This window comes from Neobacillus sp. BF23-41 (assembly GCF_041106275.1).
The window spans coordinates 384,326-406,252 of record NZ_JBGBPR010000003.1 but is presented as its reverse complement, the minus strand read 5'-3'; the positions used below and the strand labels follow the sequence as shown (position 1 = coordinate 406,252).

Sequence of the window (21,927 nt, the reverse complement as noted above, 5' to 3'; positions counted from 1 at the left end):
AATTTGGCGAAAGTCTACGATAACAAGACGACAAAAGTCTTGTTATTTTTTTTTGCCATTATGTTAGGATGGAACAAATTACCTTGGTAGAGAGAGGAGTACGGTTTAGTGGACAAGCCTAATAAAGGCAATACAATTACGATCAAATTAAATGGAGAAAACCCGCCCCAACTGGATGTTCCTCCAAATGAAGTCGAAGCCAGCATCGACCCCATTCCTAAAGTGATAAAAATAAATTCGAATCTCTCAGAATCGGATAACTTCATGGAGACAGCGGCAGCACAAGAGTCTGTCGACGAAAGTTTTGATTGGATTATTCCTGAATCCTCCGAAAATGACATAGAGGAGTTTAAAAAAGTACCAAGTCAAAGTGGCAAAAAATCTGCCCTTCCCAAAATAACAACCTTTTCATCTAATACCAAAAAGAAAAATGGCCGGCCGTTAGGAACCATTTTAATTTCTGCCGTCTTCGCCATCCTTATCGGAACAACGATCGGGGTTGTGATGCTAAAGTTAGTGATAACTACACCAACTAACAAGACTGTTGTAACCGAACCTACAGTAGTCACTGAAAAACCTGCTAACACCGAAAGCAAAACTACGGAGGGCAAGACCTCGTCAGCAGCTATATCCCAAGTAACTGCTTACGTCATTCAGGGCGGAGTTTTTTCATCGGAAGCTGGTGCCAAGGAGACATCATCAAGTTTAGACTCGAAAGGCATACCATCCCAATCCGTTGAAATGGATGGCAAGTACTATTTGTTTCTAGGTGTTGCGGATTCCATCGAAGCCGCAAAAGCTCTTGGGGGTCAATATAAAGAAAATGGAATTGAAGAAGTGTTTGCCAAGCCGCTGTTATTAGATGAAAAGAAGTTTACTGACGTCACTACAAAAGAAAAGACCTTTTTAAAAGCTGTACCGACCATTTATCAAACGCTATCTCTTACATCTTCGAGTGCGCTCCTGACCAAGTCGCTTTCTGAGGATTCCAGCAAAGCCCTCTTAGAGATTGAAGAACAATTAAAGAGTAGTGTTAAAAACAAAAAATTAAAAGATCTAAAAGCAGAGTTGGTTAGTGCGAACGAGAAACTAAAAGCATTTCAAGAATCAAAATCCGAAAAGAATCTTAGTGATGCCCAACAACACTTGCTAAACTTCATGTCGTTATATTTTTCCAAGTAATCAATATCTGACAAAGCTCGATATTTTCCGGGAAATAAGGCCTATCGAATCTGGATAGGCTTTTTAATATGTCATAAAAAGAATTATTCCGCATAATTTTACAAAATCCATCAAAATTTAATTATATAAAAATTGTTTGCAACTACAATTTCTGATACGATTGAATTGTATCTCCCTAATACGTACCAAAAGGTAAGGTGATCAAATGCAGAACCTCATTTTAGCCTCTTCTTCTCCACGGCGAAAAGAACTTCTAGAAACTCTCCGTTTAACATTCGCGATTTCAAGTAGTGAAGTTGATGAAAGTTTTGACCCAGCTCTCTCTCCTAAAGAAGTAGTGATGGAGTTAGCCGACCGAAAGGCCCAGGCGGTTTTTAAAGAAAACCAGAACGCCTTTGTGATTGGCTCGGACACAATTGTTGTGGCGGATAATCAAATTTTAGGAAAGCCTGCAGATGAAGCAGAAGCATTTACGATGTTAAAAAGCTTGTCAGGAAAGCAGCATGATGTCTTTACTGGAGTTTCGATTGTGTCTCCAACAGGTACAACAACGTTTTATGAAAGAACAGAAGTTTGGTTTTGGGAGTTAACTGACGACTCAATACGGGCGTATGTAAAAAGTGGTGAACCGCTTGATAAAGCAGGTGCATATGGCATTCAGCAGCTCGGAAGTATGCTTGTCAAAAAAATAAATGGAGACTATTTTGCGGTTGTCGGTCTGCCTGTTTCAAGAACAATAAGAGAATTGAAGAAGGCTGGCTACCAGTTGCCGTATTAAACTTTTTTAGTTCATTAACTCCCTTAAAAAAGGGAGGAAAAAAAGTGTCCACCAATACATTAATGATCCGTGATTTCCCTCAAGATGAAAGGCCTAGAGAACGCTTTATTCAGCATGGACCACAAAGCTTATCTAATCATGAATTGATTGCCATCTTACTTCGAACCGGAACAAAGGACGAATCGGTTCTGCAACTAGCGAATCGACTGTTGACCCATTTTGAAGGGTTACGACTGTTAAAAGCAGCTACGTTAGAAGAAATGACTGAGATAAAAGGAATTGGTTCGGCGAAGGCGATTCAAATCCTTGCTGCTGTCGAAATTGGCAGAAGGATTACCAACCTCGACTATAAGGATCGATATGTTATCCGCTCGCCGGAAGACGGTGCAAAATACCTGATGAATGATATGCGTTTTTTATCACAAGAGCATTTTGTTTGTATGTATTTAAACACTAAGAATCAAGTAATCCATAAACAAACGATTTTTATTGGCAGCTTAAACGCCTCGATTGTACATCCAAGGGAGGTGTTCCGCGAGGCGTTAAAGCGGTCAGCTGCTTCTGTAATTGCGGCGCATAATCATCCCAGTGGCGACCCTGCGCCAAGCCGCGAGGACATAGAGGTGACCAAGCGATTAGTCGAATGCGGAAAAATAATTGGCATCGATTTACTCGATCATTTAATCATCGGGGAGAACAAGTTTGTGAGTCTCAAGGAAAAAGGGTATTTATAACTATGATTTTATTTGACGTTAAGTTATAATATTGCTTATGATTTTTTAGGACTACTTAAGACCTAACTAGATAAATATTGAGAAAAAAGACATGATATTAAAGTGATTACCAACTTATTGGAGTTTTTGTATTACGTATCAGAAAGGGAGCTACAAAATTATGTTTGGAATAAGAGCTAGAGATCTTGGGATTGACTTGGGGACTGCAAATACCCTTGTATATGTAAAAGGAAAAGGAATTGTCTTACGCGAGCCATCCGTTGTGGCGATGCAGACAGATACGAAGAATATTGTCGCAGTTGGTAACGATGCGAAAAATATGATTGGACGGACGCCGGGGAATATAGTTGCTCTTAGACCGATGAAGGATGGAGTCATCGCTGATTTTGAAACCACAGCGGCAATGATGAAGTACCATATTCGTCAAGCACAGAAAGGGAAGAACGTATTTACGGGTAATCCATACGTCATGGTTTGTGTGCCTTCTGGGATTACCGCGGTCGAGGAAAGAGCGGTGATCGATGCCACTAGACAAGCAGGGGCAAAGGATGCCTATACCATTGAAGAGCCATTTGCAGCGGCGATTGGCGCCAATTTGCCTGTTTGGGAACCAACTGGCAGCATGGTCGTCGATATTGGCGGGGGAACGACCGAAGTAGCGATCATTTCACTTGGTGGAATTGTTACAAGCATTTCGATCCGTGTTGCTGGCGATGAAATGGATGACTCGATTATTTCTTATATTCGAAAAAATTATAACTTGATGATCGGGGACCGGACCTCGGAAGCGATTAAAATGGAAATTGGCTCGGCAGGGGATCCTGAAGGTGTCGACAATATGGAGATTCGCGGCCGGGATTTATTAACGGGTCTGCCAAAGACCATTGAAATCTCCGCAAAAGAAATTGCTGGAGCATTACGCGATACGGTTACTGCGATTGTGGAAGCGGTCAAGAATACGTTAGAAAAAACACCGCCGGAACTCGCTGCCGATATTATGGATCGCGGGATTGTCCTAACAGGTGGGGGAGCACTGCTCCGCAATTTAGACAAAGTGATAAGTGAAGAAACAAAAATGCCTGTACTAATTGCCGAGAATCCGCTCGATTGCGTAGCGATTGGAACAGGAAAAGCTCTCGATCATATTCATTTATTTAAAAACAAAACGAGAGATTCACGCTAAGAGTAGCGGAAACGCCAGTTAGCCGCTGGAGCAAGACAACCATCAAAGCTTAAAAACTAAACTTTTTATCTAGGAAAATAGAGGTGTATAATCATGCCACAGTTCTTTCTGAATAAACGTCTGATTATTTTGCTTGTCAGCATCATTGTTCTCGTGGCATTGATTGGGTTTTCTTTAAGGGAGAGAAGTAAACTATCCTGGCCGGAGCAATTTGTCAAAGATACAACCGGCTGGGTTCAATCCCTGGTTTCAAAGCCTACCCATTTTGTTGCAGGCTTTTTTGAAAATCTCCAGGATTTGCAAAATACATACGATGAGAATAAAGAATTAAAATCGCGGATCGAAAATCTTGTCAATCTGGAAGCACAAGTCCAAGAGTTGAAAAATGACAATGAAGAATTGCGTGACATTCTCGGTGAAAAAAAGACCCTGAGAGACTTCAAACCATTACCAGCTACCGTCATTGGCAGAAACCCTGATCGTTGGCATGAAATGATTATTATCGACAAAGGCAAACTAAACGGCATCGAAAAAAATATGGCTGTCGTTACGGCAACCGGTCTCATTGGAAAAGTAAAAAATGTGACACAATTCAGTTCAACTGTACAACTTTTAAGTGCAATGGATCCTAAGAATCGAATTTCTGCTGTCGTTCAAGGCAAAAAAGATGTTTATGGATTTGTACAGGGTTTTGATGACAAACAAAAATTACTATTAATTAAGGCGATTCCATCTGGCTCAAAAATTGAAAAAGGCCAAACCGTGATTACTTCCGGTTTAGGCGGAGTTTTTCCAAAAGGGCTGATGATTGGAAAAGTGGTTGATGTTAAACCCGATCAGTATGGCTTAAATCAAACGGCTCTAGTGAAACCAGGGGCAGACTTTTATGATATAGAGAATGTCATTGTCATTAAAAGATTAATAACACAGCCAGTTAAAAGTGAACTATCTAATGGAAAGGGGGGGGAGTTGTGAGGAAATTCCTTCTTCCTCTTTTATTTCTTTTCCTTTTTATCGTAGAAAGTCTTTTTGTCGAGTTTTTACCGGCAAAGATTTTTGGTTTTGAGCGAATATTTGTCCCGCACTTTCTGTTTACAGCCCTTTTGTTTTTAACGATTTTTGTCGGAAGAAAACACGGAATTATTTATGCGGCCATTTTTGGGCTTTTATTTGACATTGTTTATGTCGAAATTATCGGTATTTACTTTTTTCTATATCCATTTATCTCCTATCTCATTTATAAATTATTGCAGGTTTTCCAATCAAATATTATCACTGCATTTCTTGCTGCCCTTCTCGGGATCTCGTTATTAGAGATGGGTGTTTATGAAATGAATTATTTAATCCATGTAACAGACCTTGATTTTATCGGCTTTATTAATTTACGTTTTTACCCTACCCTTTTATTAAATGCAGCTATTACTCTAATTATCGCCTATCCATTAAAGTGGCTATTTGAAAAACATTCGGAAGCATTAAGGGATGAATGATTTTTTTATAAAAAGAGGAGAATGGACGCATCGTGTCGAATTTTTATTAAGATAGTATGTACTTTTGATTCGGAATAAGCATGAGGGCTTGCAAATCCCATTGAAACAACGAATTTTGCTTGTTTCGAAATTGCTTTCTTATTATGAGGTGAAAATTTCTCCATGAAAAAACGGCAAAATGTTACAATAAAAGGAACGAAGGAAGGTCTCGTCCTTCATCTTGATGATACCTGTTCCTACGAAGAACTAAAAAGGGAACTCGATCATAAGCTCTCAGCTAACTCCAGTACACAGGATGAGCGACAATTAACCTCTGTCAAGGTGGCAATCGGCAACCGCTATATAACGGAATCGCAGCGGGAGGAACTAAAAAACTTAATTCTCAAAAAGAAGAATTTTGTGGTTGAAGAGATTGAATCAAACGTAATCACGAAGGAAGAAGCTGAGCGTCTAATCGCCGAAACAGAGGTCATGACGGTTTCTAGAATCATTCGTTCTGGACAAGTCCTCGAAGTGCCTGGCGACCTGCTATTAATTGGTGATGTCAATCCAGGTGGAACGGTGATGGCCGGCGGTAACATTTTTATCATGGGGACATTAAAAGGTATGGCCCACGCCGGCTGCTATGGCAATGAGCAAGCAGTCATTGCTGCGTCAAATATGAAACCATCCCAGCTTAGAATTAGTGATTGTTTAAATAGAGCACCAGACAGTGTCCAAAGCAATGAAAAACGGGAAATGGAATGTGCATATATAGATGATGAACGTCAAATCATTGTTGATAGATTGCAAGTTTTAATCCAATTAAGACCTAATTTAACGAGATTAGAAGGGGGACATTAAAGTGGGAGAAGCAATAGTAATTACATCCGGTAAGGGTGGAGTAGGAAAAACAACAACTTCTGCTAATATCGGCACATCATTAGCCCTTCAAGGAAAAAAAGTATGTTTAGTAGATACAGACATCGGTCTTCGGAACTTGGACGTAGTAATGGGACTAGAAAACAGAATCATTTATGATCTGGTCGATGTCGTTGAAAAAAGATGCAAAATCCATCAAGCCCTTGTGAAGGACAAACGATTTGACGGGTTATTATACTTACTGCCAGCGGCGCAAACGGTGGATAAATCCGCTGTGAAGCCAGAACAGATGAAAGATTTGATTTTAGAATTAAAGCAAGACTACGATTATATCATTATTGATTGTCCTGCCGGAATTGAGCAGGGGTTTCATAACGCTATTGCTGGAGCAGATAAAGCGATTGTTGTTACAACGCCAGAGGCATCTGCTGTACGCGATGCAGACCGAATTATAGGCCTGCTCGAAAAACAACCGGATATGGAGTCGCCCAAATTAGTGATTAACCGGATTCGAAATCATATGGTGAAGACTGGTGATATGCTTGAGATTGACGAAGTTACCCAGCATCTTTCCATCGAGCTCATTGGAATTGTAGCGGATGATGACGAGGTAATTAAAGCTTCTAACCACGGTGAACCGATTGCTCTGAATCCAAATAACAAAGCATCGATTGCTTATCGAAATATTGCCAGACGGATTCTCGGTGAATCCATCCCGCTTCAGTCACTCGAAGACGCAGACAAAGGTGTCTTTAAAAAAATTAAAAAGTTTTTTGGAGTTCGTTAATTAGAAAAGCGGAAGCGCCTACTTTTTTCAAGCAGCCTGCCCACTAACTTGTGGACAGGCTGCTTTTATTTTTCAGACATACTCTTCCCTTTTCCCTCATAAACTTGTACAAATTAGTGGGAAAAGGGGTGATGGGGATGGCGCGGTCTACACCGGAAGAAATAAGGCGACGAATCGCAAAGCGAAAAAATGATACTGGAGCAACATCTGTAAAAAGTCCCGACCGCCAAATTGATTGGCCTAGTGAGGATGAAAAATATGGATTCAATCAGTTTACTTCATCAGGAAGCAGTAATGGCGATGATGGGCATCCATTGTTTAAGAAGGAAGTATTTTTTTTCAAAATATTGTCCTCTGTCCTCCTGTTTTTAGTGATAGCGATACTATTTAGGAACCATTCCGCTACTTTTGAGCCAGCTAGAGATGTGGTCATGAAAACGATGGACAAGGATTTTAAATTTGCGACCGTTTCAAACTGGTACGAAAGCAAGTTTGGGAAACCACTGGCACTACTGCCATTTTCTGAAAAAGATCAAACTGGGAAAAAAGAGGTGGCTGAAAAGGAATTTTCCGTACCAGCAATGGGAAAAATCCTTGAAAACTTTGAAAAAAATGGCCAAGGTATCATGATTGAAACAGGAAAAGGGGCGTCCGTCCAAACCATTAATGATGGCATCGTTACCTTCGCAGGGGTGAAGGAAGGATTAGGGAAAACTGTCATTATTCAGCATTCCGATGCGACCGAAACCTGGTACGGGAATTTGGACCAAATCAAGGTTAACTTATATGAATATATCGATAAAAGAAAAGTAGTTGGCACGGTCTCAGTGTCGGCAGGAGAAGATAAAACTAAAGGAAAATATTACTTTGCCATAAAAAAAGGCGATGATTTCATCGACCCAATTCAGGTGATACGATTTGAATAGAGCCATGAATTTATTCCAACTTATCTCTATCCATCCCTTATTGTGGATTGTGATTGGACTTTCAATTGTGACCGCTCATTTCCTTGAGGTTTGCTTGTTGCTTGGAATCATTTTTATTCATGAAATGGGGCATGCTGCTGCAGCTTCTTTTTTTTCATGGAGAATCCGAAAAATTACCCTGCTCCCGTTTGGCGGGGTTGCCGAAATGGATGAGCATGGCAATCGGCCGTTAAGAGAAGAGACGATCGTCGTCCTTGCAGGGCCGCTGCAGCATGTGTGGATGGTAGCCCTAGCCTATGGGTTGGTTACCGTAAACTTAATGCCTGAAGACCTTTTTCAGCTATTCTTAAGCTATAATCTCATGATTTTTGTTTTTAACTTTTTTCCGGTTTGGCCGCTGGATGGCGGGAAACTGGTATTCTTACTTTTCTCATTAAAAAGTTCCTTCCCGATCGCCCATCGCCTAACGCTCATCCTTTCGTTGGTCAGCCTATCCATCTTTTCACTGGTGATCGTGATCGCTGCCCCGACACATATCAATGTCTGGGTCATCATTGCCTTCCTTTATTTCTCGCTTTACCATGAATGGAAGCAGCGGCGCTATATTTTCATGAGATTCTTGCTGGAGCGTTATTATGGGAAAAAATCCAGTCTTCGGACCTTGAAACCAATTGAGGCCAATGAACAGGAGTTACTTATTCACGTCTTAGAAAAATTCCAACGTGGCTGTAAACATCCAATCATCGTCGAAGCAGACGGAAAAGAAAAAGGGATGTTAGATGAAAATGAACTATTGCACGCCTATTTTACCGAAAAACGTCTAACCGATAAAATCAGCGACCTTCTTTTTTCTTATTAAACACTCTGTTGATTGGAGCGGAAGGCGCGAGACTCCTGCGGGAGGACGGAGCAGGGGAGACCCCTCAGGCGCGTAAAGCGCCGAGGAGGCTCCCCGGACCGCCCGCGGAAAGCGAAGCGCCTGGAGCGGAGATCAACAGACAAGTTTAACAAGCCTATTAAAAAAGGTATAATAAAAAGAAAAAAGTGAGGTCGCTTGATTGGAAACACTAATTATTAATTACAATTCACGCGAAAAGCGATTTGCTTATCTGAAAGATAACCGCGTTGAAAATATCGTTTTTGACCGACCAGAGCATCGATCACTGGTCGGTAATATTTATTTTGGGACTGTGACAAAAGTATTGCCGGGGATGAATGCAGTATTCATTGATATTGGCGAAGAGAAAAATGCGTATTTACACCGTGATGTACTTCCTTCCTATCTCTTATCTGCTGAAAAACAAAAGTCTGTCACCTCGTTTGCCCACCAAGGTGAAAAAATGCTGGTTCAGGTCGATAAGGATGCAACGGGGACGAAAGGTGCTCGCGTGACGGGAATTATTGAAATACAAGGGCCCAATCTCATCTACATGCCAAAAGGCCGCTATGTGGCGGTTTCTAAAAAAATCGCTGACGAAGGTCAAAAAGCAAAACTTCGCCGGAGCGGCAGTCGTTTGAAAACAGAGGAAGAGGGGATCATTTTCCGTACCTCATCGATAACGAGTACAGAAGATGAAATACTTGCAGAACTAATGAACCTGCGCGAGAACCATCAAGAACTGTTGCAAAAATTGGCTACGATGAAAAAACCAGGAATCATTTTTCAAAAAGATACCTTTATTGAAATGATTTTGGACCAAGTAGCTAGAATGACTAGCGGGGAAGTAATCGTCGATGATTTAGCCCTAAAAAAGCTAGCCGAGGAAAAAAATGATCAGGTCAAACCTATTTACTACAATGGAAAAGAGAATATTTTTTCTGTACATAAAGTGGAACATGAAATTGATAAAGCCCTCAAGCGTATTGTCTGGCTTGATAATGGTGCTTACCTTATTTTTGACGAAACCGAAGCGTTAACGATTATTGATGTGAATACCGGGAAATTTTCCGGAAAGATCAATTATCAGGACACGGTATTAAAAACAAACCAGTTAGCCGCAAAAGAAGTGGTAAGGCAACTGCGTCTGCGCGATATTGGCGGAATTGTTCTCATTGATTTCATTGACATGACACGGGCTGAGGACAAGCAATCGATTCTCACGCTGATTGAAACGGAATTAACCAAGGATCAAAAAAGAGCAAAAATGATTGGCTTTACACCGCTGGGTATTCTACAACTGACGAGGAAAAAGACAAAGGTCACACTTTCTGAGGCACTTGAGGTGAAATGCCCTGTTTGTGATGGAACGGGCCGAATCCTTAGTCCTGAAACGGTTGGCTTTAGGCTTGAACGGGAGCTGCTAGAGCACCGAAATTCTGAATTTGAGGCAGTCTTGGTCGAAACAACTCAAGCGGTGAAAGAGGAACTGTTAGGACCGAATGAAGCCCACCGAGAAGCATTAGAAGAGCTAATGCATATCAAACTATATTTTTCAGTTCAGCCTTCAGCCCGCCATTATTATCTTTTGAAGCAGTTCGGCAATATGAGCGAGATCTCACAAAAAGTATTTGATTCCTAATCAAGTTCCTAAATTTCTATTGACACTTTTGCCTATATTATGTTAGGATTTTAATGTTATGTTTGTAGCACCCGTGCTACAACCGCACAGAACAGGTAGTAAGCCTTTAGTATTTTGCTATAAGCGCCTGTGTATGGCGAGTCTGAGTTTATAAGGAGGTGCAGTTCATGTACGCAATTATCGAAACTGGCGGTAAACAATTGAAAGTTGAAGAAGGCCAAGCTATCTACATCGAAAAATTAGATGTTGAAGCTGGTGAAACAGTTACTTTTGACAAGGTTCTTTTCGTTGGCGGTGAAAGTGTAAAAGTAGGAAGCCCTGTTGTTGCAGGCGCTACAGTTACAGCTAAAGTTGAAAAACAAGGCCGTCAAAAGAAAATCATTGTTTTCAAGTACAAGGCGAAGAAAAACAACCGTAAGAAGCAAGGTCATCGTCAACCTTACACTAAAGTAATCATCGAAAAAATCAACGCGTAAGGTGTTGAATCATAGATGATTCAAATTACGATTAATCGTACAGAGTCCGGATTTATTCAATCATTCGAAATAAGTGGTCATGCATTTTTCGCCAATCGAGGCAAGGATATCGTCTGTGCAGGCGTATCTGCAGTATCCATTGGAGCAATCAACGCTGTGCACGCCCTAACAGGTGTCACGCCCGAGATTGAGCATGAGGGCGGCTTTCTCCGCTGTGTTGTACCGGAACATCTTTCGGAAGACATTTATGAGAAAGTACAACTTCTTCTAGAAGGTATGACTGTTTCATTGCGTACGATTGAAGAAGAATACGGAAAGCACATAAAGATTACCTTCAAAAAGTAGGAGGTGGAATAAATGTTATTAAAATTAGATCTTCAGTTGTTTGCATCTAAAAAAGGTGTAGGTTCTACAAGGAACGGTCGTGACTCACACGCTAAGCGTCTTGGTGCTAAGCGTGCAGACGGACAATTTGTATCTGGTGGTTCAATCCTATACCGTCAACGCGGTACAAAGATTTACCCAGGTGAAAACGTTGGCCGTGGAGGAGACGATACTCTTTTTGCAAAAGTTGACGGCGTTGTGAAATTTGAACGTTTCGGACGTGATCGCAAAAAAGTGAGCGTTTATCCAGTAGCTCAAGAAGCTTAAGGTAACTAGCGAAAACTCTAACCTGTTTGGTTAGAGTTTTCTTTTTGCTAACGAATTTTTCCTTCCATATATTCTTCAGGAAAACGACTTCGTAGATGCTTCTTTTTGCCTCTAATGATCTTTCATCACATAAAATTGCTTACTCAGGGTTATTTTTTTGATATACTATCAGCAAAATAGTGTTGTGACACTTAATGTGGGAGTGTACGTATGGAGAAAGAATGGGATATAGTTGAGGTGCTCCGGCATTCTCGACATGATTGGTTAAATAGGCTTCAGCTTATTAAGGGGAACTTGGATTTAAATCGAATCGACCGGGCAAAAGCGGTCATTGATGAAATTATCATTGAAGCACAGCATGAATCACGGCTAACGAATTTAAAAATGCCTTTATTTGCCTCACTGCTGTTAAAAGCTAATTGGGAGAATCCTTCCTTTAAGCTTGAATATGAAGTCCTTCAAGATTCGGAATCCTTTCAAATAAATGAAGAACAGATCACAAAGTGGACTTGCCTTTTTTTTCAGTGTTTAAATGGGGCAATTGAAGCATTCCAAGAAAATCATTTATCAATATCAATTGATCCGCAATCAGAGGGAGTTCGTTTCTTTTTTGATTTTAGCGGGATAATAATAAAAAGTGAATTAATTGAAGCATTCCTTGCAGACCCCAAAATTCTACTGGATGTAGTGGTCAAGGAATTCTCAGAAAGCGAACTCGCAGTAGAAGTTTTTATCCCTATTCAAAAAAGATAGGCTAAAGCTGAGATATTTTTCGTGACAAAAGTTAATTCGATATGCAGACTGGAGGAATAAGATGTTTGTTGATCAAACGAAGATTTATGTAAAAGCCGGAGATGGCGGAAATGGTATGGTTGCGTTTCGTAAGGAAAAATATATACCAAAAGGCGGTCCAGCCGGTGGTGATGGCGGTAAAGGTGCCAATGTTGTTTTTGAAGTAAATGAGGGCTTGCGGACTTTAATGGATTTCCGTTATCAGCGTCACTTTAAAGCACCACGCGGCGAGCATGGCATGTCCAAAAACCAGCACGGTGCCGGTGCAAAGGATATGATTGTTAAGGTACCGCCTGGAACAGTGGTCATTGATGAAAAAACAAAGGAAGTCCTTGCTGATTTAGTCGAGAATGGACAGCAGGCGATTATTGCCCGCGGGGGCCGTGGCGGGCGAGGAAATTCACGATTTGCAACCCCGGCCAATCCAGCACCAGAGCTATCTGAAAATGGAGAACCAGGCCAAGAGCGTGAAGTCATTCTTGAATTGAAGCTGCTTGCTGATGTCGGATTAGTTGGTTTTCCAAGTGTTGGTAAATCGACGTTATTATCGGTTGTATCATCGGCAAGACCGAAAATCGCCGAGTACCATTTTACCACAATTGTTCCGAATCTTGGTATGGTAGAAACGGAAGACAGCAGAAGCTTTGTTATGGCAGACCTTCCAGGTTTGATTGAAGGGGCAAGTGAAGGGGTTGGCCTCGGCCATCAATTCTTACGTCATATAGAACGGACAAGGGTTATTGTCCATGTCATTGATATGGCAGCGATGGAAGGCAGAGACCCGTATGAGGACTACCTTACAATCAACAAGGAATTAAAAGAGTACAACCTGCGCTTGACAGAACGCCCACAAGTTATCGTTGCTAATAAGATGGATATGCCTGAGGCTGAGGAAAACTTGAAAAAGTTTAAGGAGCAGCTGGAGGAGGATTATCCAGTCTTCCCTATTTCAGCCGTAACAAGAAAAGGACTGCGTGAGCTATTGTTTGCTGTAGCTGATAAGATCGAGGAAACACCAGAATTTCCACTTGAACATGAAGAAGAGGAAACAACGGGTGTCCATCGTGTTCTTTATAAGCACGAAGCAGAGCCGGAAGCATTTAGAATTACGAGAGAACCTGATGGGTCATTTGTCGTCTCTGGTGAAAAAACAGATAAACTCTTTAAGATGACAGACTTCTCAAGAGAAGAATCCGTCCGCCGTTTTGCACGTCAACTTCGAGGACTTGGTGTTGATGCAGCGTTAAGGGAAAGAGGAGCAAAAGACGGGGATATTGTAAAATTAATGGAGTTTGAATTCGAGTTTATTGAGTAGAAGGAAAGGCCCTGAAGAGATCAAGGTAGGGTGATAAAAATGGAAAACGCTGATAAAAAATTTTACTTAGTGCGTGAAGATGTGTTGCCAGAAGCGATGAAAAAAACGCTTGATGTAAAGGAAATGCTTGAAAGAGGTAAGGCGGAATCAATTGCAGATGCAGTTCATAAAGCGGATTTAAGCAGAAGTGCCTTTTATAAATATAGAGATACTGTTTTTCCTTTCTCGTCCATTAAAAAGGAAAAGATTATCTCGCTTTTCTTTCACCTAGAAGATCGTTCAGGCACGCTATCAAAATTGCTCAGTGTTGTGGCCAATTCAGGCTGCAATATTGTTACCCTTCACCAAACGATTCCGTTGCAAAGCAGGGCGAATGTGACACTCTCATTAAACACTTCAAACATTACGATGGAAATAGATGAGTTACTTAAAGAACTAAGGAAACTCGAATTTGTAGAGAAGGTAGAAGTGCTGGGAACAGGTGTGTAGGTGAAAAACTACAACCGGCTCTCAGCTTTCTTTTTAAAAAAATAAGGGGAGTGGGGAAATAGTGAAGGTTGGATATTTAGGACCAAAGGCTACATTCACAGAGTTAGCAGTGAAAAAGGTTTTTCAAGGATTTGAACTTGTGCCCTATCAGACGATTCCTGCAAGTGTCGATGCCATCGTAGATAAAGAAGTGGATCTTGCTGTCGTTCCAATTGAGAACGCTTTGGAAGGCTCTGTAAATATTACACTTGATTATTTAACACATGTTGTTCAGATCCCAATTATTGGTGAAATTACGTTACCCATTAAGCAACATTTGATGGTTCATCCTGATAATATGGACAATTGGCGTGATGTGAGTAAGGTATACAGCCACTCCCATGCGATTGCCCAGTGCCATAAATTTTTACATAATCAATTAAAAGGAGTGCCGTTTGAGAGTGTGTCTTCCACTGCAGCAGCGGCGCAAATGGTAATGGAACAGCCTGACTTAAAAGCGGCCGCGATTGCGAATGAATTAGCGGCGAAAGAATATGGGTTGGCGATAGTCCAAAGAAACATCCATGATTTTGACCATAATCACACGCGGTTTGTGGTCCTAACAAAAGAGAATTTTGATTTTCAGGCCATGAGTGGTTCATCCCATTACAAAACGACACTAATGGTTACATTGCCTGAGGACGACCAAGCGGGAGCCCTTCATCAAGTGTTATCAGCGTTCGCCTGGAGAAAGTTAAACTTATCAAAAATTGAATCTCGGCCGATGAAAACTGGAATTGGCAATTATTTTTTCATTATTGATATCGAAATGGAATTTGATGAGGTATTGATACCTGGAGCAATGGCTGAGTTAGAGGCATTAGGCTGTAGTGTTAAATTATTAGGAAGCTATCCATCCGTTATGGTGAAATTGGATTAATACTAAAGGACCCGAGAATTTCGGGTCCTTTTATTGTTCTGTCTATCAAGGCTCTATTCAATCATAAAACCTTCTGCCTTAAGGGCTTCTTCGGCTTTATCTAAGACTTGGGTGCTTGAGGCTGAAATGGTATGAAGGTGGATTCCTTCCGTTAACTCAGATAATAAGGAGGCTTTGGTTTTTTGCATGTTTTCCAAGAATTGTTTAACTTCTTGGCGATTTGAAACCATAATCGATGCGGTCAAATCTCCGTAAACCGTGTGTTCAATTTTTACATCTTTCACTAACACACCATGGTCAACTAGCAGATTTAGCTCCCTTTCTGTGTCTTCCGGTAAATGTCTGCATGCGATTGTTCTTTCAAAGGAATAAGTGCTGGAGTTTTGCTTTAAATAAATATACCCTTGGCTGGTTGCAATAATGGGTTCATTTTTAGCCTTAAGAAGAGTGATATCCCCGACGATCACCTGTCTGCTTACATTGGTTCGATTGGCAAGTTCACTTCCTGTCAGCGGGACAGGGCTATCTTTTAACTGTTGTAGAATTAAAGACCTCCTTTCCTCTCCCAATATTTTTTTTTGCTCGACCATATAATTCCTCCTATTTCTATTGCTGTTTACCTATTTTAGCACAGTTTAAATTTTTTATATAACGGAAATGGACTTGAATGCGTTCACGATTTTAACCATACTTTCCCCAAGTTGAATAACATCCTCCAAGCTAGTGGAATGGCCAAAAGAGATGCGGATAAACTCTTTTGCTTCTGCAGTCGTTAATCCTAGTGCCTGCGTGACTTTGGCCGGGGACTGCATGCCAATCTGACAGGCGCTGCCCGTTGAAATCGCAAACCCTAATCGATTGCATTCCAGCATCATCCATTGGCCCTCCATTCCGGAAATCCGAAGCCCGATAATACTAGCGAGCTGCGAACCTTGGTCACCTTGATAAATATTCACTTGTTCCTTAATGGGCTCAAGCGAATCCATAAAAGCTTTCCGCAACAATCGATATTTATTATGATCCGCTTGCAAGTTTCCGGTTATTTTCTGTGCGGCGACTGTCATCGCGGCAATTGCAGGGACATTGACCGTGCCTGGGCGGAATCCTTTTTCATGAGAGGTCCCTGGAAAAAACGACTGCCATTTAATACGGGGATCAACATAGACGCCCCCAATCCCTTTGGGTCCATATATTTTATGCCCGGAAAAAGAAAAACTGCTGACATGCGGAGCAATTGATTTTAGATCCATTTTTCCAAAAGATTGAACAAAATCGCTGTGAAGATGAATATTGTGGGCCTTGCAAATTTTAGCGATTTCAGCGATTGGCTGGATCGTCCCAATCTCAGAATTAACATGCTGCAGTGTCATTAGTATGGTTTCTGGTGTAATCGACTTTTCAAGTTGTTCAAGATTGATCAAACCATTTGAATGTAACGGAAGCAATGTGATGTCATAGCCAGTTTCCTTTAGTCTGTTAAGTGCACCATGAACGGATGAATGTTCCGCCACACCTGCGATAATATGGTTTCCTTTCTTTTTTGGGGAGGATAACAAGGCTTCTATTGCTAAAAAATTCCCCTCAGATCCACCACTAGTGAAGAATATCCCATTTTTATCAACCCCAACTAGATTAGCCAGTTCTTCGCGGCAATTTTCAAGTAAGGCAGCTGATTGCCCTCCGATATCATGGAGGCTGCTGGAATTGCCAAAGTATTCAGTGGCAACTTTCAAATACACTTCTGCTGCTTCAGGGTCTAATGGAGTTGTCGCTGCAAAATCAAAATATTTCATCATACATCTCCAATACTCGAATTTTTTTTGGTTGTGGTAAAGATCATTGATGATTTTAAAGTCCACGTTGATCGAAGCGCCCTTCGCTGCAATCAACAGCCAAGTTTAACACCGAGCATTTCTACTTTTCTATAAAAATACTTGTTTTTAGTTTAAATCTATGTAAATATATATGTCAAGACACCTGTTAGGTCAGGAGGATTATTTGATGACAAATGACGATGTATTAATTATTGGAAGTGGAATAGCCGCTTTACAGCTGGCTGTACAATTAAATAATGAATTGAATGTGAGAATTCTCACAAAGGGGAAATTACGAACGGCAAATTCGTATCTGGCCCAAGGTGGGATTGCGGCAGCGTTGGGTGCAAATGACCATCCTTCTAAACATATTGTCGATACGCTGGAAGCGGGAAGATTTCACAACAATCAAGAGGCTGTTCAGCAAGTCATTAATGCCGCACCGGATCTGATCAACAACATTGCTCGCCAAGGGGATATATTTGATAAAGATCCAGCGGGGGAATTGTTTCTTGGGATGGAAGGGGCTCACAGCGAAAAGAGAATTGTACATGGCGGTGGCGATGCCACTGGCAAAAACGTCATGGAGTTTCTGATCAGTCAGCTCAATCGTAAGAAAAATATCACGGTCGAAGAGAATGTTTTCGCCTATGAATTACTGCTAAATTCCGAACAGAAACGTTGTGTGGGTGTTAAAGCCAAAACATCAACAGGTGCGATTCAAAGGTTTTACGGCAATCATGTCATTATCGCGACAGGCGGCTGTGGACAACTATATACCTACACTTCCAATGCTAAAACAGTCAGCGGCGATGGAATTGCGATGGCTTATTTAGCCGGTGCTGATATCGTTGATATGGAATTTATTCAATTTCACCCTACGCTTTTATCTATAAACGGTGAAACAAAGGGGTTAATTTCTGAAGCCGTTAGGGGAGAAGGGGCGACCCTTGTTACCGAGGATGGTACTCCTATTATGGAGGGTGTCCACCCCTTAAAAGATCTTGGCCCGAGGCATGTGGTCTCGCAACGGATCTATGAATTTATAAAAAAAGGCAAACAAATTTATTTGGATATAAGCAAAATTGAAGAATTTAGTAAAAGATTTCCTTCGATTACTTCTATTTGTGAGGGCAATGGAATCCGTATCTCGGATGGGAAAATCCCTGTCGCACCCGGAAGTCATTTTTTAATGGGAGGAATTAAAACCGATTTAATTGGACGATCTTCGATTGATGGGCTTTATGCGATTGGGGAGGCCTCCTGCACGGGGTTGCACGGTGCGAATCGTTTAGCTAGTAATTCCTTATTAGAGGGATTATTTCAAGGGGAACAGTTGTCGAAATGGATCAATGAAGCGGGTAAAGAAACACAAGTTTTCGTGCAGGATTATTTTTATTATCCAACGAAGGAAGAAAAAATGAATTTGCCAACCTTTGAAAAAATTAAAGCATTAATGATGGAACGGGTTGGAATTGTCCGAAATAAAGCAAATCTGAAAAAGCAGCAAGCTTGGGTATCTCAATTTAAGGCTGAACAGATCCATTTAGATACTTGTTCAACACAAGACATGACCAAGGTTTTTATGCTGATCATCGCCAATCTAATCACAGAATCTGCATTGAAGCGGACAGAGAGTCGGGGCGGTCACTTTAGAAGTGATTTTCCGAAAGAAGAAAATCACAGTTGGTTAAGGAAATCAATTATTCATAACTATAATCAGGGAATGGAGAAGTCCAATGAACACATTGAAACTGCGCTCGCAACTTGAGAAATTTTTTATGGAAGATATCGGGGAACAGGATATTACGACCGATCTAATCTTTGGTGATGATACAAATGGGGAAATTGTTTTTCTTTCAAAAGATGATGGTGTTTTTTGTGGAGAAGAAATTATCAAAACCGGATTTCAGCTGTTAAATAACGAAATTTCAACTCAAGTGTTTGTGAAGGATGGTCAAGCAATCAAATACGGCGATAAGTTAGCACATGTCTCTGGAAAAATAGCTGATTTATTAAAAGGGGAAAGAGTCATCCTTAATCTTATTCAACGGATGAGCGGAATTGCTACCTTAACTCGTCAAACAGTTACCACCCTTGATAGTGGACATACAAAAATTTGTGATACACGGAAAACTACGCCGGGACTCCGAATGCTTGAAAAATACGCTGTTCGCACTGGGGGCGGTTTTAATCACCGTTTTGGATTATACGATGGGGTCATGATTAAAGACAACCACATTTCGTTTGCCGGCTCGATTACCAAGGCGGTAGAAGCGATTCGCAAAAATGCCGGTCATATGGTGAAGGTTGAAGTTGAAACGGAGACGGAAGCACAAGTGATTGAAGCCGTAAACGCAGGGGCGGATGTCATCATGTTTGATAATCGGACCCCTGACGAAATTAAGGAATTGATAAAATTAGTCCCAGCTAACATCATTACCGAAGCCTCAGGCGGAATCCAATTAGCCAATATTGCTGATTTTCGGGATACAGGTGTAGATTATATCTCACTTGGATACTTAACTCATTCATATAAAGCACTCGACATCAGTGTAAAAGTACTTTGGAATAAGGGAGATGAGTAAAATGAATATTTTGGCTACATTACAAAAAAATATCATGATTCCTGAAAAATACAAGCAAATGACGAGAGAAGAACTCGAAAACCGTGTGATTGAGGTAAAGAAACAGCTCGGTTCACGTCTGTTTATTCCAGGTCATCATTATCAAAAAGACGAAGTGGTTCAGTTTGCTGATGCGACAGGAGATTCCCTGCAACTTGCACAATTATCAGCTGAAAATACAGAAGCTGAATTTATTGTTTTCTGTGGTGTACATTTCATGGCAGAAACAGCAGATATATTAACAAGTGAAAAGCAAAGGGTGATCTTGCCTGATATGCGCGCAGGTTGTTCGATGGCTGATATGGCGGATATCCAGCAAACAGAAAGAGCATGGGAAACGCTTCAGGAAATATTCGGGGACACGATTCTTCCATTAACATATGTCAATTCAACCGCAGCAATTAAATCATTTGTCGGTGCAAATGGCGGGGCTACGGTCACTTCATCCAATGCAGAGACGATGGTTAAGTGGGCATTTGAAATGAAGGAAAGAATATTATTTTTACCAGATCAGCATTTAGGAAGAAATACTGCCGCTGATTTAGGCGTAGGTTTAGACGAAATGGCGATTTGGAATCCAATTAATCATGTCCTGGAATACGAAGGTGATTTTTCAAAAATTAAAGTAATCCTTTGGAAAGGGCATTGCTCGGTTCATGAGAATTTCACTGTCCAAAATGTTAGCGATACACGCAGTCAATATCCTGATATGAAAATTATCGTTCATCCGGAATGCCGCCGTGAGGTAGTGGAATTAGCGGATATGGCAGGATCAACAAGTTATATTATCAAAGCGATTGAAAGTGCTGAGCCCGGAACAGCTTGGGCGATTGGAACGGAGATGAATCTTGTCAATCGCTTAATAAAAAATCACCCTGATAAAAAGATCATCTCGTTAAATCCGCATATGTGTCCGTGTCTAACCATGAACCGAATTGATCTGCCACATTTAGTTTGGAGCCTAGATACACTAGAAGAGACAAATAATATTATTAAAGTAAGTCCTGAGATTGCTGAAAATGCAAAATTAGCGCTTGAACGGATGTTAAAAAATTCATAATAAATGTTAAAAAAGATGCAATTTAGCTGATTGCATCTTTTTTATATTTTAGGGGGGATTCATATTCTTTTGAAAAATAGCATAAGTTTTTGTGAAGAAGGATAGCACTTTGCCCATTTTCACATAGACTATATGGACTTATGCCATAGGAGGGGAAATCAGAGTGAAGATCCATATCGTACAGAAAGGGGATACTCTTTGGAAGATTGCCAAGAAGTACGGCGTGAATTTTGAAGAGCTGAAAAAGATGAATTCACAGCTCAGCAACCCTGATATGATTATGCCCGGTATGAAATTAAAGGTCCCAACTTCAGGTGGAACGATAAAAAAGGAAGCACCGATGGGAACAAAACCAGGTACAACAATCAACTTAGGAGTTAAGAAAGAAAAGCCGCTTGCTGAGCAACCGTTAGTCAAAGAGAAACCCGTAAAAGAAGCACCGATTAAGGCAGCGCCAATTAAAGAAGCTCCAATCAAGGAGGCACCGATAAAAGCAGCACCAATTAAGGAAGCACCAATTATTAAAGAAGTACCAAAAGTACCTTATACTCCAAAAATGCCTCTACAAATAGTCCCAGAAATAGATATCAACAATTATTACATGATGAACATGCAAAATATGACTGTTCAACAGCCGCCTAAACCTGCCAATATACTTCCTGAGATAAAAGAAGTACCAAAAAAAGAAGTGCCAATCAAAGAAGTACCAAAAAAAGAAATGCCAATCAAAGAAGTACCAATCAAAGAAGTACCAATAAAAGAGACTCCAATAAAAGAGAATATTGTTTATGCTCCACCACCAGTCATGGAAGCACCTGTAGAAGTGGCACCGCAACAAGATTATTGTGTACCAGTTACGCCAGTCATGCCTGGCCCAGGATTCTGTCCACCATTTGGAGCTGGTTTCCCGATGGAAATGAACCCATTCATGCCTTACCCGCAAATGCAAGGTGGGGGTATGCCGATGCCAATGCCTTACTCGCAAATGCAAGATGGTGGTATGTCGATGCCAATGCCTTATCAACAAATGCAAGATGGTGGTATGTCGATGCCAATGCAGCCAAGTGGGTATCCTGGTAATGCTCCGTCAGTTGCAGGTGCATCGTTTGTAGCGCCGCCGTTCCATGATGAATCATCATCCTTTATGCCGCAGCTGCCTGTTATGAACCCAGCGTATAACCCGAGCGCAGTAATGGGTGCGCAATCACCACAGCAGCCAATGGGTTACCCTTCAATGGCCCCAGCAGGATATGGTCAAATGCCACAAGGTTTTGGCCAACAAATGCCAGCAGGTTTCGGCCAACAAATGCCAGGAGGATATGGT

At 41.1% G+C, this 21,927-nt stretch carries 23 protein-coding genes, 1 pseudogene and 1 other annotated feature; of the genes and pseudogenes, 22 read left to right on the top strand and 2 right to left on the bottom strand.

All coding sequences use genetic code 11. The annotated features are described in order from the left end of the window. Window positions 1-108 precede the first annotated feature (108 nt). The 18 genes from AB7942_RS07900 to pheA all read left to right on the top strand — a co-directional run bounded on the left by AB7942_RS07900 (window position 109) and on the right by pheA (window position 15,102). Complete coding sequence (locus AB7942_RS07900; protein WP_369446407.1) at window positions 109-1,182, top strand: SPOR domain-containing protein; 1,074 nt, start codon at window positions 109-111, stop codon at window positions 1,180-1,182. A gap of 205 nt (window positions 1,183-1,387) precedes the next feature. Next, on the top strand, window positions 1,388-1,960 hold the full coding sequence (locus AB7942_RS07895; RefSeq protein WP_088089149.1) for a Maf family protein: 573 nt from the start codon (window positions 1,388-1,390) through the stop codon (window positions 1,958-1,960). A gap of 44 nt (window positions 1,961-2,004) precedes the next feature. Further along, on the top strand, window positions 2,005-2,694 hold the full coding sequence (radC, locus tag AB7942_RS07890; protein WP_369446406.1) for a RadC family protein: 690 nt from the start codon (window positions 2,005-2,007) through the stop codon (window positions 2,692-2,694). A gap of 160 nt (window positions 2,695-2,854) precedes the next feature. Then, window positions 2,855-3,877: a rod shape-determining protein gene (locus AB7942_RS07885; RefSeq protein ID WP_369446405.1), complete on the top strand. Its 1,023-nt coding sequence runs from the start codon at window positions 2,855-2,857 to the stop codon at window positions 3,875-3,877. 93 nt (window positions 3,878-3,970) lie between these two features. Further along, window positions 3,971-4,852 (top strand): rod shape-determining protein MreC, encoded by an 882-nt coding sequence (gene mreC, locus AB7942_RS07880; protein ID WP_369446404.1) that lies wholly within the window; start codon window positions 3,971-3,973, stop codon window positions 4,850-4,852. After that, a complete protein-coding gene (gene mreD / locus AB7942_RS07875; RefSeq protein ID WP_369446403.1) occupies window positions 4,849-5,367 on the top strand; it encodes a rod shape-determining protein MreD in 519 nt (172 codons plus the stop codon). Before mreC ends, mreD begins: the two co-directional genes overlap by 4 nt. 162 nt (window positions 5,368-5,529) lie before the next feature. After that, window positions 5,530-6,210 (top strand): septum site-determining protein MinC, encoded by a 681-nt coding sequence (gene minC / locus AB7942_RS07870; protein ID WP_098934433.1) that lies wholly within the window; start codon window positions 5,530-5,532, stop codon window positions 6,208-6,210. Between the two features lies 1 nt (window position 6,211). Then, a complete protein-coding gene (gene minD / locus AB7942_RS07865) occupies window positions 6,212-7,015 on the top strand; it encodes a septum site-determining protein MinD (RefSeq protein WP_088089143.1) in 804 nt (267 codons plus the stop codon). Window positions 7,016-7,152: 137 nt separating this feature from the next. Beyond that, complete coding sequence (locus AB7942_RS07860) at window positions 7,153-7,941, top strand: peptidoglycan DD-metalloendopeptidase family protein (RefSeq protein ID WP_369446402.1); 789 nt, start codon at window positions 7,153-7,155, stop codon at window positions 7,939-7,941. After that, window positions 7,934-8,800, top strand: coding sequence for a M50 family metallopeptidase (locus AB7942_RS07855; RefSeq protein ID WP_369446401.1), 867 nt, complete (start codon window positions 7,934-7,936; stop codon window positions 8,798-8,800). The genes AB7942_RS07860 and AB7942_RS07855 overlap by 8 nt, the downstream gene beginning before the upstream one ends. Window positions 8,801-8,999: 199 nt before the next feature. Then, the gene (locus tag AB7942_RS07850) at window positions 9,000-10,460 is read left to right on the top strand and encodes an Rne/Rng family ribonuclease (RefSeq protein ID WP_369446400.1); all 1,461 of its coding nucleotides are present in this window, start codon (window positions 9,000-9,002) and stop codon (window positions 10,458-10,460) included. Between the two features lie 70 nt (window positions 10,461-10,530). Further along, window positions 10,531-10,614 (top strand) — a sequence feature (ribosomal protein L21 leader region). 13 nt (window positions 10,615-10,627) lie between these two features. After that, window positions 10,628-10,936: a 50S ribosomal protein L21 gene (gene rplU, locus AB7942_RS07845; protein ID WP_088089139.1), complete on the top strand. Its 309-nt coding sequence runs from the start codon at window positions 10,628-10,630 to the stop codon at window positions 10,934-10,936. Between the two features lie 15 nt (window positions 10,937-10,951). After that, window positions 10,952-11,281 carry a ribosomal-processing cysteine protease Prp gene (locus AB7942_RS07840; RefSeq protein WP_168245218.1) on the top strand — a complete coding sequence of 110 codons (330 nt, stop codon included), beginning with the start codon at window positions 10,952-10,954 and terminating at the stop codon, window positions 11,279-11,281. Window positions 11,282-11,293: 12 nt separating this feature from the next. After that, entirely contained in the window at window positions 11,294-11,587 is a 294-nt protein-coding gene (gene rpmA / locus AB7942_RS07835; RefSeq protein WP_066257887.1) for a 50S ribosomal protein L27, read from the top strand. 210 nt (window positions 11,588-11,797) lie between these two features. Next, window positions 11,798-12,340, top strand: a complete 543-nt coding sequence (locus AB7942_RS07830) for a Spo0B C-terminal domain-containing protein (RefSeq protein ID WP_369446399.1) — start codon at window positions 11,798-11,800, stop codon at window positions 12,338-12,340. A gap of 61 nt (window positions 12,341-12,401) precedes the next feature. Beyond that, window positions 12,402-13,694 (top strand): GTPase ObgE, encoded by a 1,293-nt coding sequence (obgE, locus tag AB7942_RS07825; protein ID WP_369446398.1) that lies wholly within the window; start codon window positions 12,402-12,404, stop codon window positions 13,692-13,694. Between the two features lie 39 nt (window positions 13,695-13,733). Next, complete coding sequence (locus tag AB7942_RS07820; RefSeq protein ID WP_168245215.1) at window positions 13,734-14,183, top strand: ACT domain-containing protein; 450 nt, start codon at window positions 13,734-13,736, stop codon at window positions 14,181-14,183. Between the two features lie 61 nt (window positions 14,184-14,244). Beyond that, window positions 14,245-15,102, top strand: a complete 858-nt coding sequence (gene pheA, locus AB7942_RS07815; protein WP_088089135.1) for a prephenate dehydratase — start codon at window positions 14,245-14,247, stop codon at window positions 15,100-15,102. Between the two features lie 53 nt (window positions 15,103-15,155). Here pheA and AB7942_RS07810 read toward each other — a convergent pair whose 3' ends face one another. Then, on the bottom strand, window positions 15,156-15,692 hold the full coding sequence (locus AB7942_RS07810; protein ID WP_369446397.1) for a transcription repressor NadR: 537 nt from the start codon (window positions 15,690-15,692) through the stop codon (window positions 15,156-15,158). Window positions 15,693-15,746: 54 nt separating this feature from the next. Beyond that, a complete protein-coding gene (locus AB7942_RS07805; RefSeq protein WP_369446396.1) occupies window positions 15,747-16,898 on the bottom strand; it encodes an IscS subfamily cysteine desulfurase in 1,152 nt (383 codons plus the stop codon). Window positions 16,899-17,103: 205 nt separating this feature from the next. Between AB7942_RS07805 and nadB the strand changes: the two genes are divergently transcribed. From nadB to safA, 4 genes and pseudogenes are all read left to right on the top strand, one after another. Further along, window positions 17,104-18,687: an L-aspartate oxidase gene (gene nadB / locus AB7942_RS07800; protein WP_369446395.1), complete on the top strand. Its 1,584-nt coding sequence runs from the start codon at window positions 17,104-17,106 to the stop codon at window positions 18,685-18,687. Beyond that, the gene (nadC, locus tag AB7942_RS07795; RefSeq protein ID WP_369446394.1) at window positions 18,656-19,504 is read left to right on the top strand and encodes a carboxylating nicotinate-nucleotide diphosphorylase; all 849 of its coding nucleotides are present in this window, start codon (window positions 18,656-18,658) and stop codon (window positions 19,502-19,504) included. The genes nadB and nadC overlap by 32 nt, the downstream gene beginning before the upstream one ends. 1 nt (window position 19,505) lies before the next feature. Further along, a complete protein-coding gene (gene nadA, locus AB7942_RS07790; RefSeq protein WP_369446393.1) occupies window positions 19,506-20,603 on the top strand; it encodes a quinolinate synthase NadA in 1,098 nt (365 codons plus the stop codon). 163 nt (window positions 20,604-20,766) lie between these two features. Then, window positions 20,767-20,901 (top strand): annotated as a pseudogene (safA, locus tag AB7942_RS07785) (SafA/ExsA family spore coat assembly protein); the annotation flags it as partial. Window positions 20,902-21,927 lie beyond the last annotated feature (1,026 nt).

Excerpts from the sequence above, each read along its gene's own strand:
- rplU (WP_088089139.1), top strand. The coding sequence starts at position 10,628 with ATGTACGCAATTATCGAAACTGGCGGTAAACAATTGAAAGTTGAAGAA.
- rpmA (WP_066257887.1), top strand. The coding sequence starts at position 11,294 with ATGTTATTAAAATTAGATCTTCAGTTGTTTGCATCTAAAAAAGGTGTA.
- AB7942_RS07885 (WP_369446405.1), top strand. The coding sequence starts at position 2,855 with ATGTTTGGAATAAGAGCTAGAGATCTTGGGATTGACTTGGGGACTGCA.
- AB7942_RS07840 (WP_168245218.1), top strand. The coding sequence starts at position 10,952 with ATGATTCAAATTACGATTAATCGTACAGAGTCCGGATTTATTCAATCA.
- nadB (WP_369446395.1), top strand. The coding sequence starts at position 17,104 with ATGACAAATGACGATGTATTAATTATTGGAAGTGGAATAGCCGCTTTA.
- AB7942_RS07805 (WP_369446396.1), bottom strand. The coding sequence starts at position 16,898 with ATGATGAAATATTTTGATTTTGCAGCGACAACTCCATTAGACCCTGAA.
- obgE (WP_369446398.1), top strand. The coding sequence starts at position 12,402 with ATGTTTGTTGATCAAACGAAGATTTATGTAAAAGCCGGAGATGGCGGA.
- nadA (WP_369446393.1), top strand. The coding sequence starts at position 19,506 with ATGAATATTTTGGCTACATTACAAAAAAATATCATGATTCCTGAAAAA.
- mreC (WP_369446404.1), top strand. The coding sequence starts at position 3,971 with ATGCCACAGTTCTTTCTGAATAAACGTCTGATTATTTTGCTTGTCAGC.
- minC (WP_098934433.1), top strand. The coding sequence starts at position 5,530 with ATGAAAAAACGGCAAAATGTTACAATAAAAGGAACGAAGGAAGGTCTC.
- AB7942_RS07820 (WP_168245215.1), top strand. The coding sequence starts at position 13,734 with ATGGAAAACGCTGATAAAAAATTTTACTTAGTGCGTGAAGATGTGTTG.
- AB7942_RS07830 (WP_369446399.1), top strand. The coding sequence starts at position 11,798 with ATGGAGAAAGAATGGGATATAGTTGAGGTGCTCCGGCATTCTCGACAT.
- nadC (WP_369446394.1), top strand. The coding sequence starts at position 18,656 with ATGAACACATTGAAACTGCGCTCGCAACTTGAGAAATTTTTTATGGAA.
- AB7942_RS07810 (WP_369446397.1), bottom strand. The coding sequence starts at position 15,692 with ATGGTCGAGCAAAAAAAAATATTGGGAGAGGAAAGGAGGTCTTTAATT.
- AB7942_RS07860 (WP_369446402.1), top strand. The coding sequence starts at position 7,153 with ATGGCGCGGTCTACACCGGAAGAAATAAGGCGACGAATCGCAAAGCGA.
- AB7942_RS07895 (WP_088089149.1), top strand. The coding sequence starts at position 1,388 with ATGCAGAACCTCATTTTAGCCTCTTCTTCTCCACGGCGAAAAGAACTT.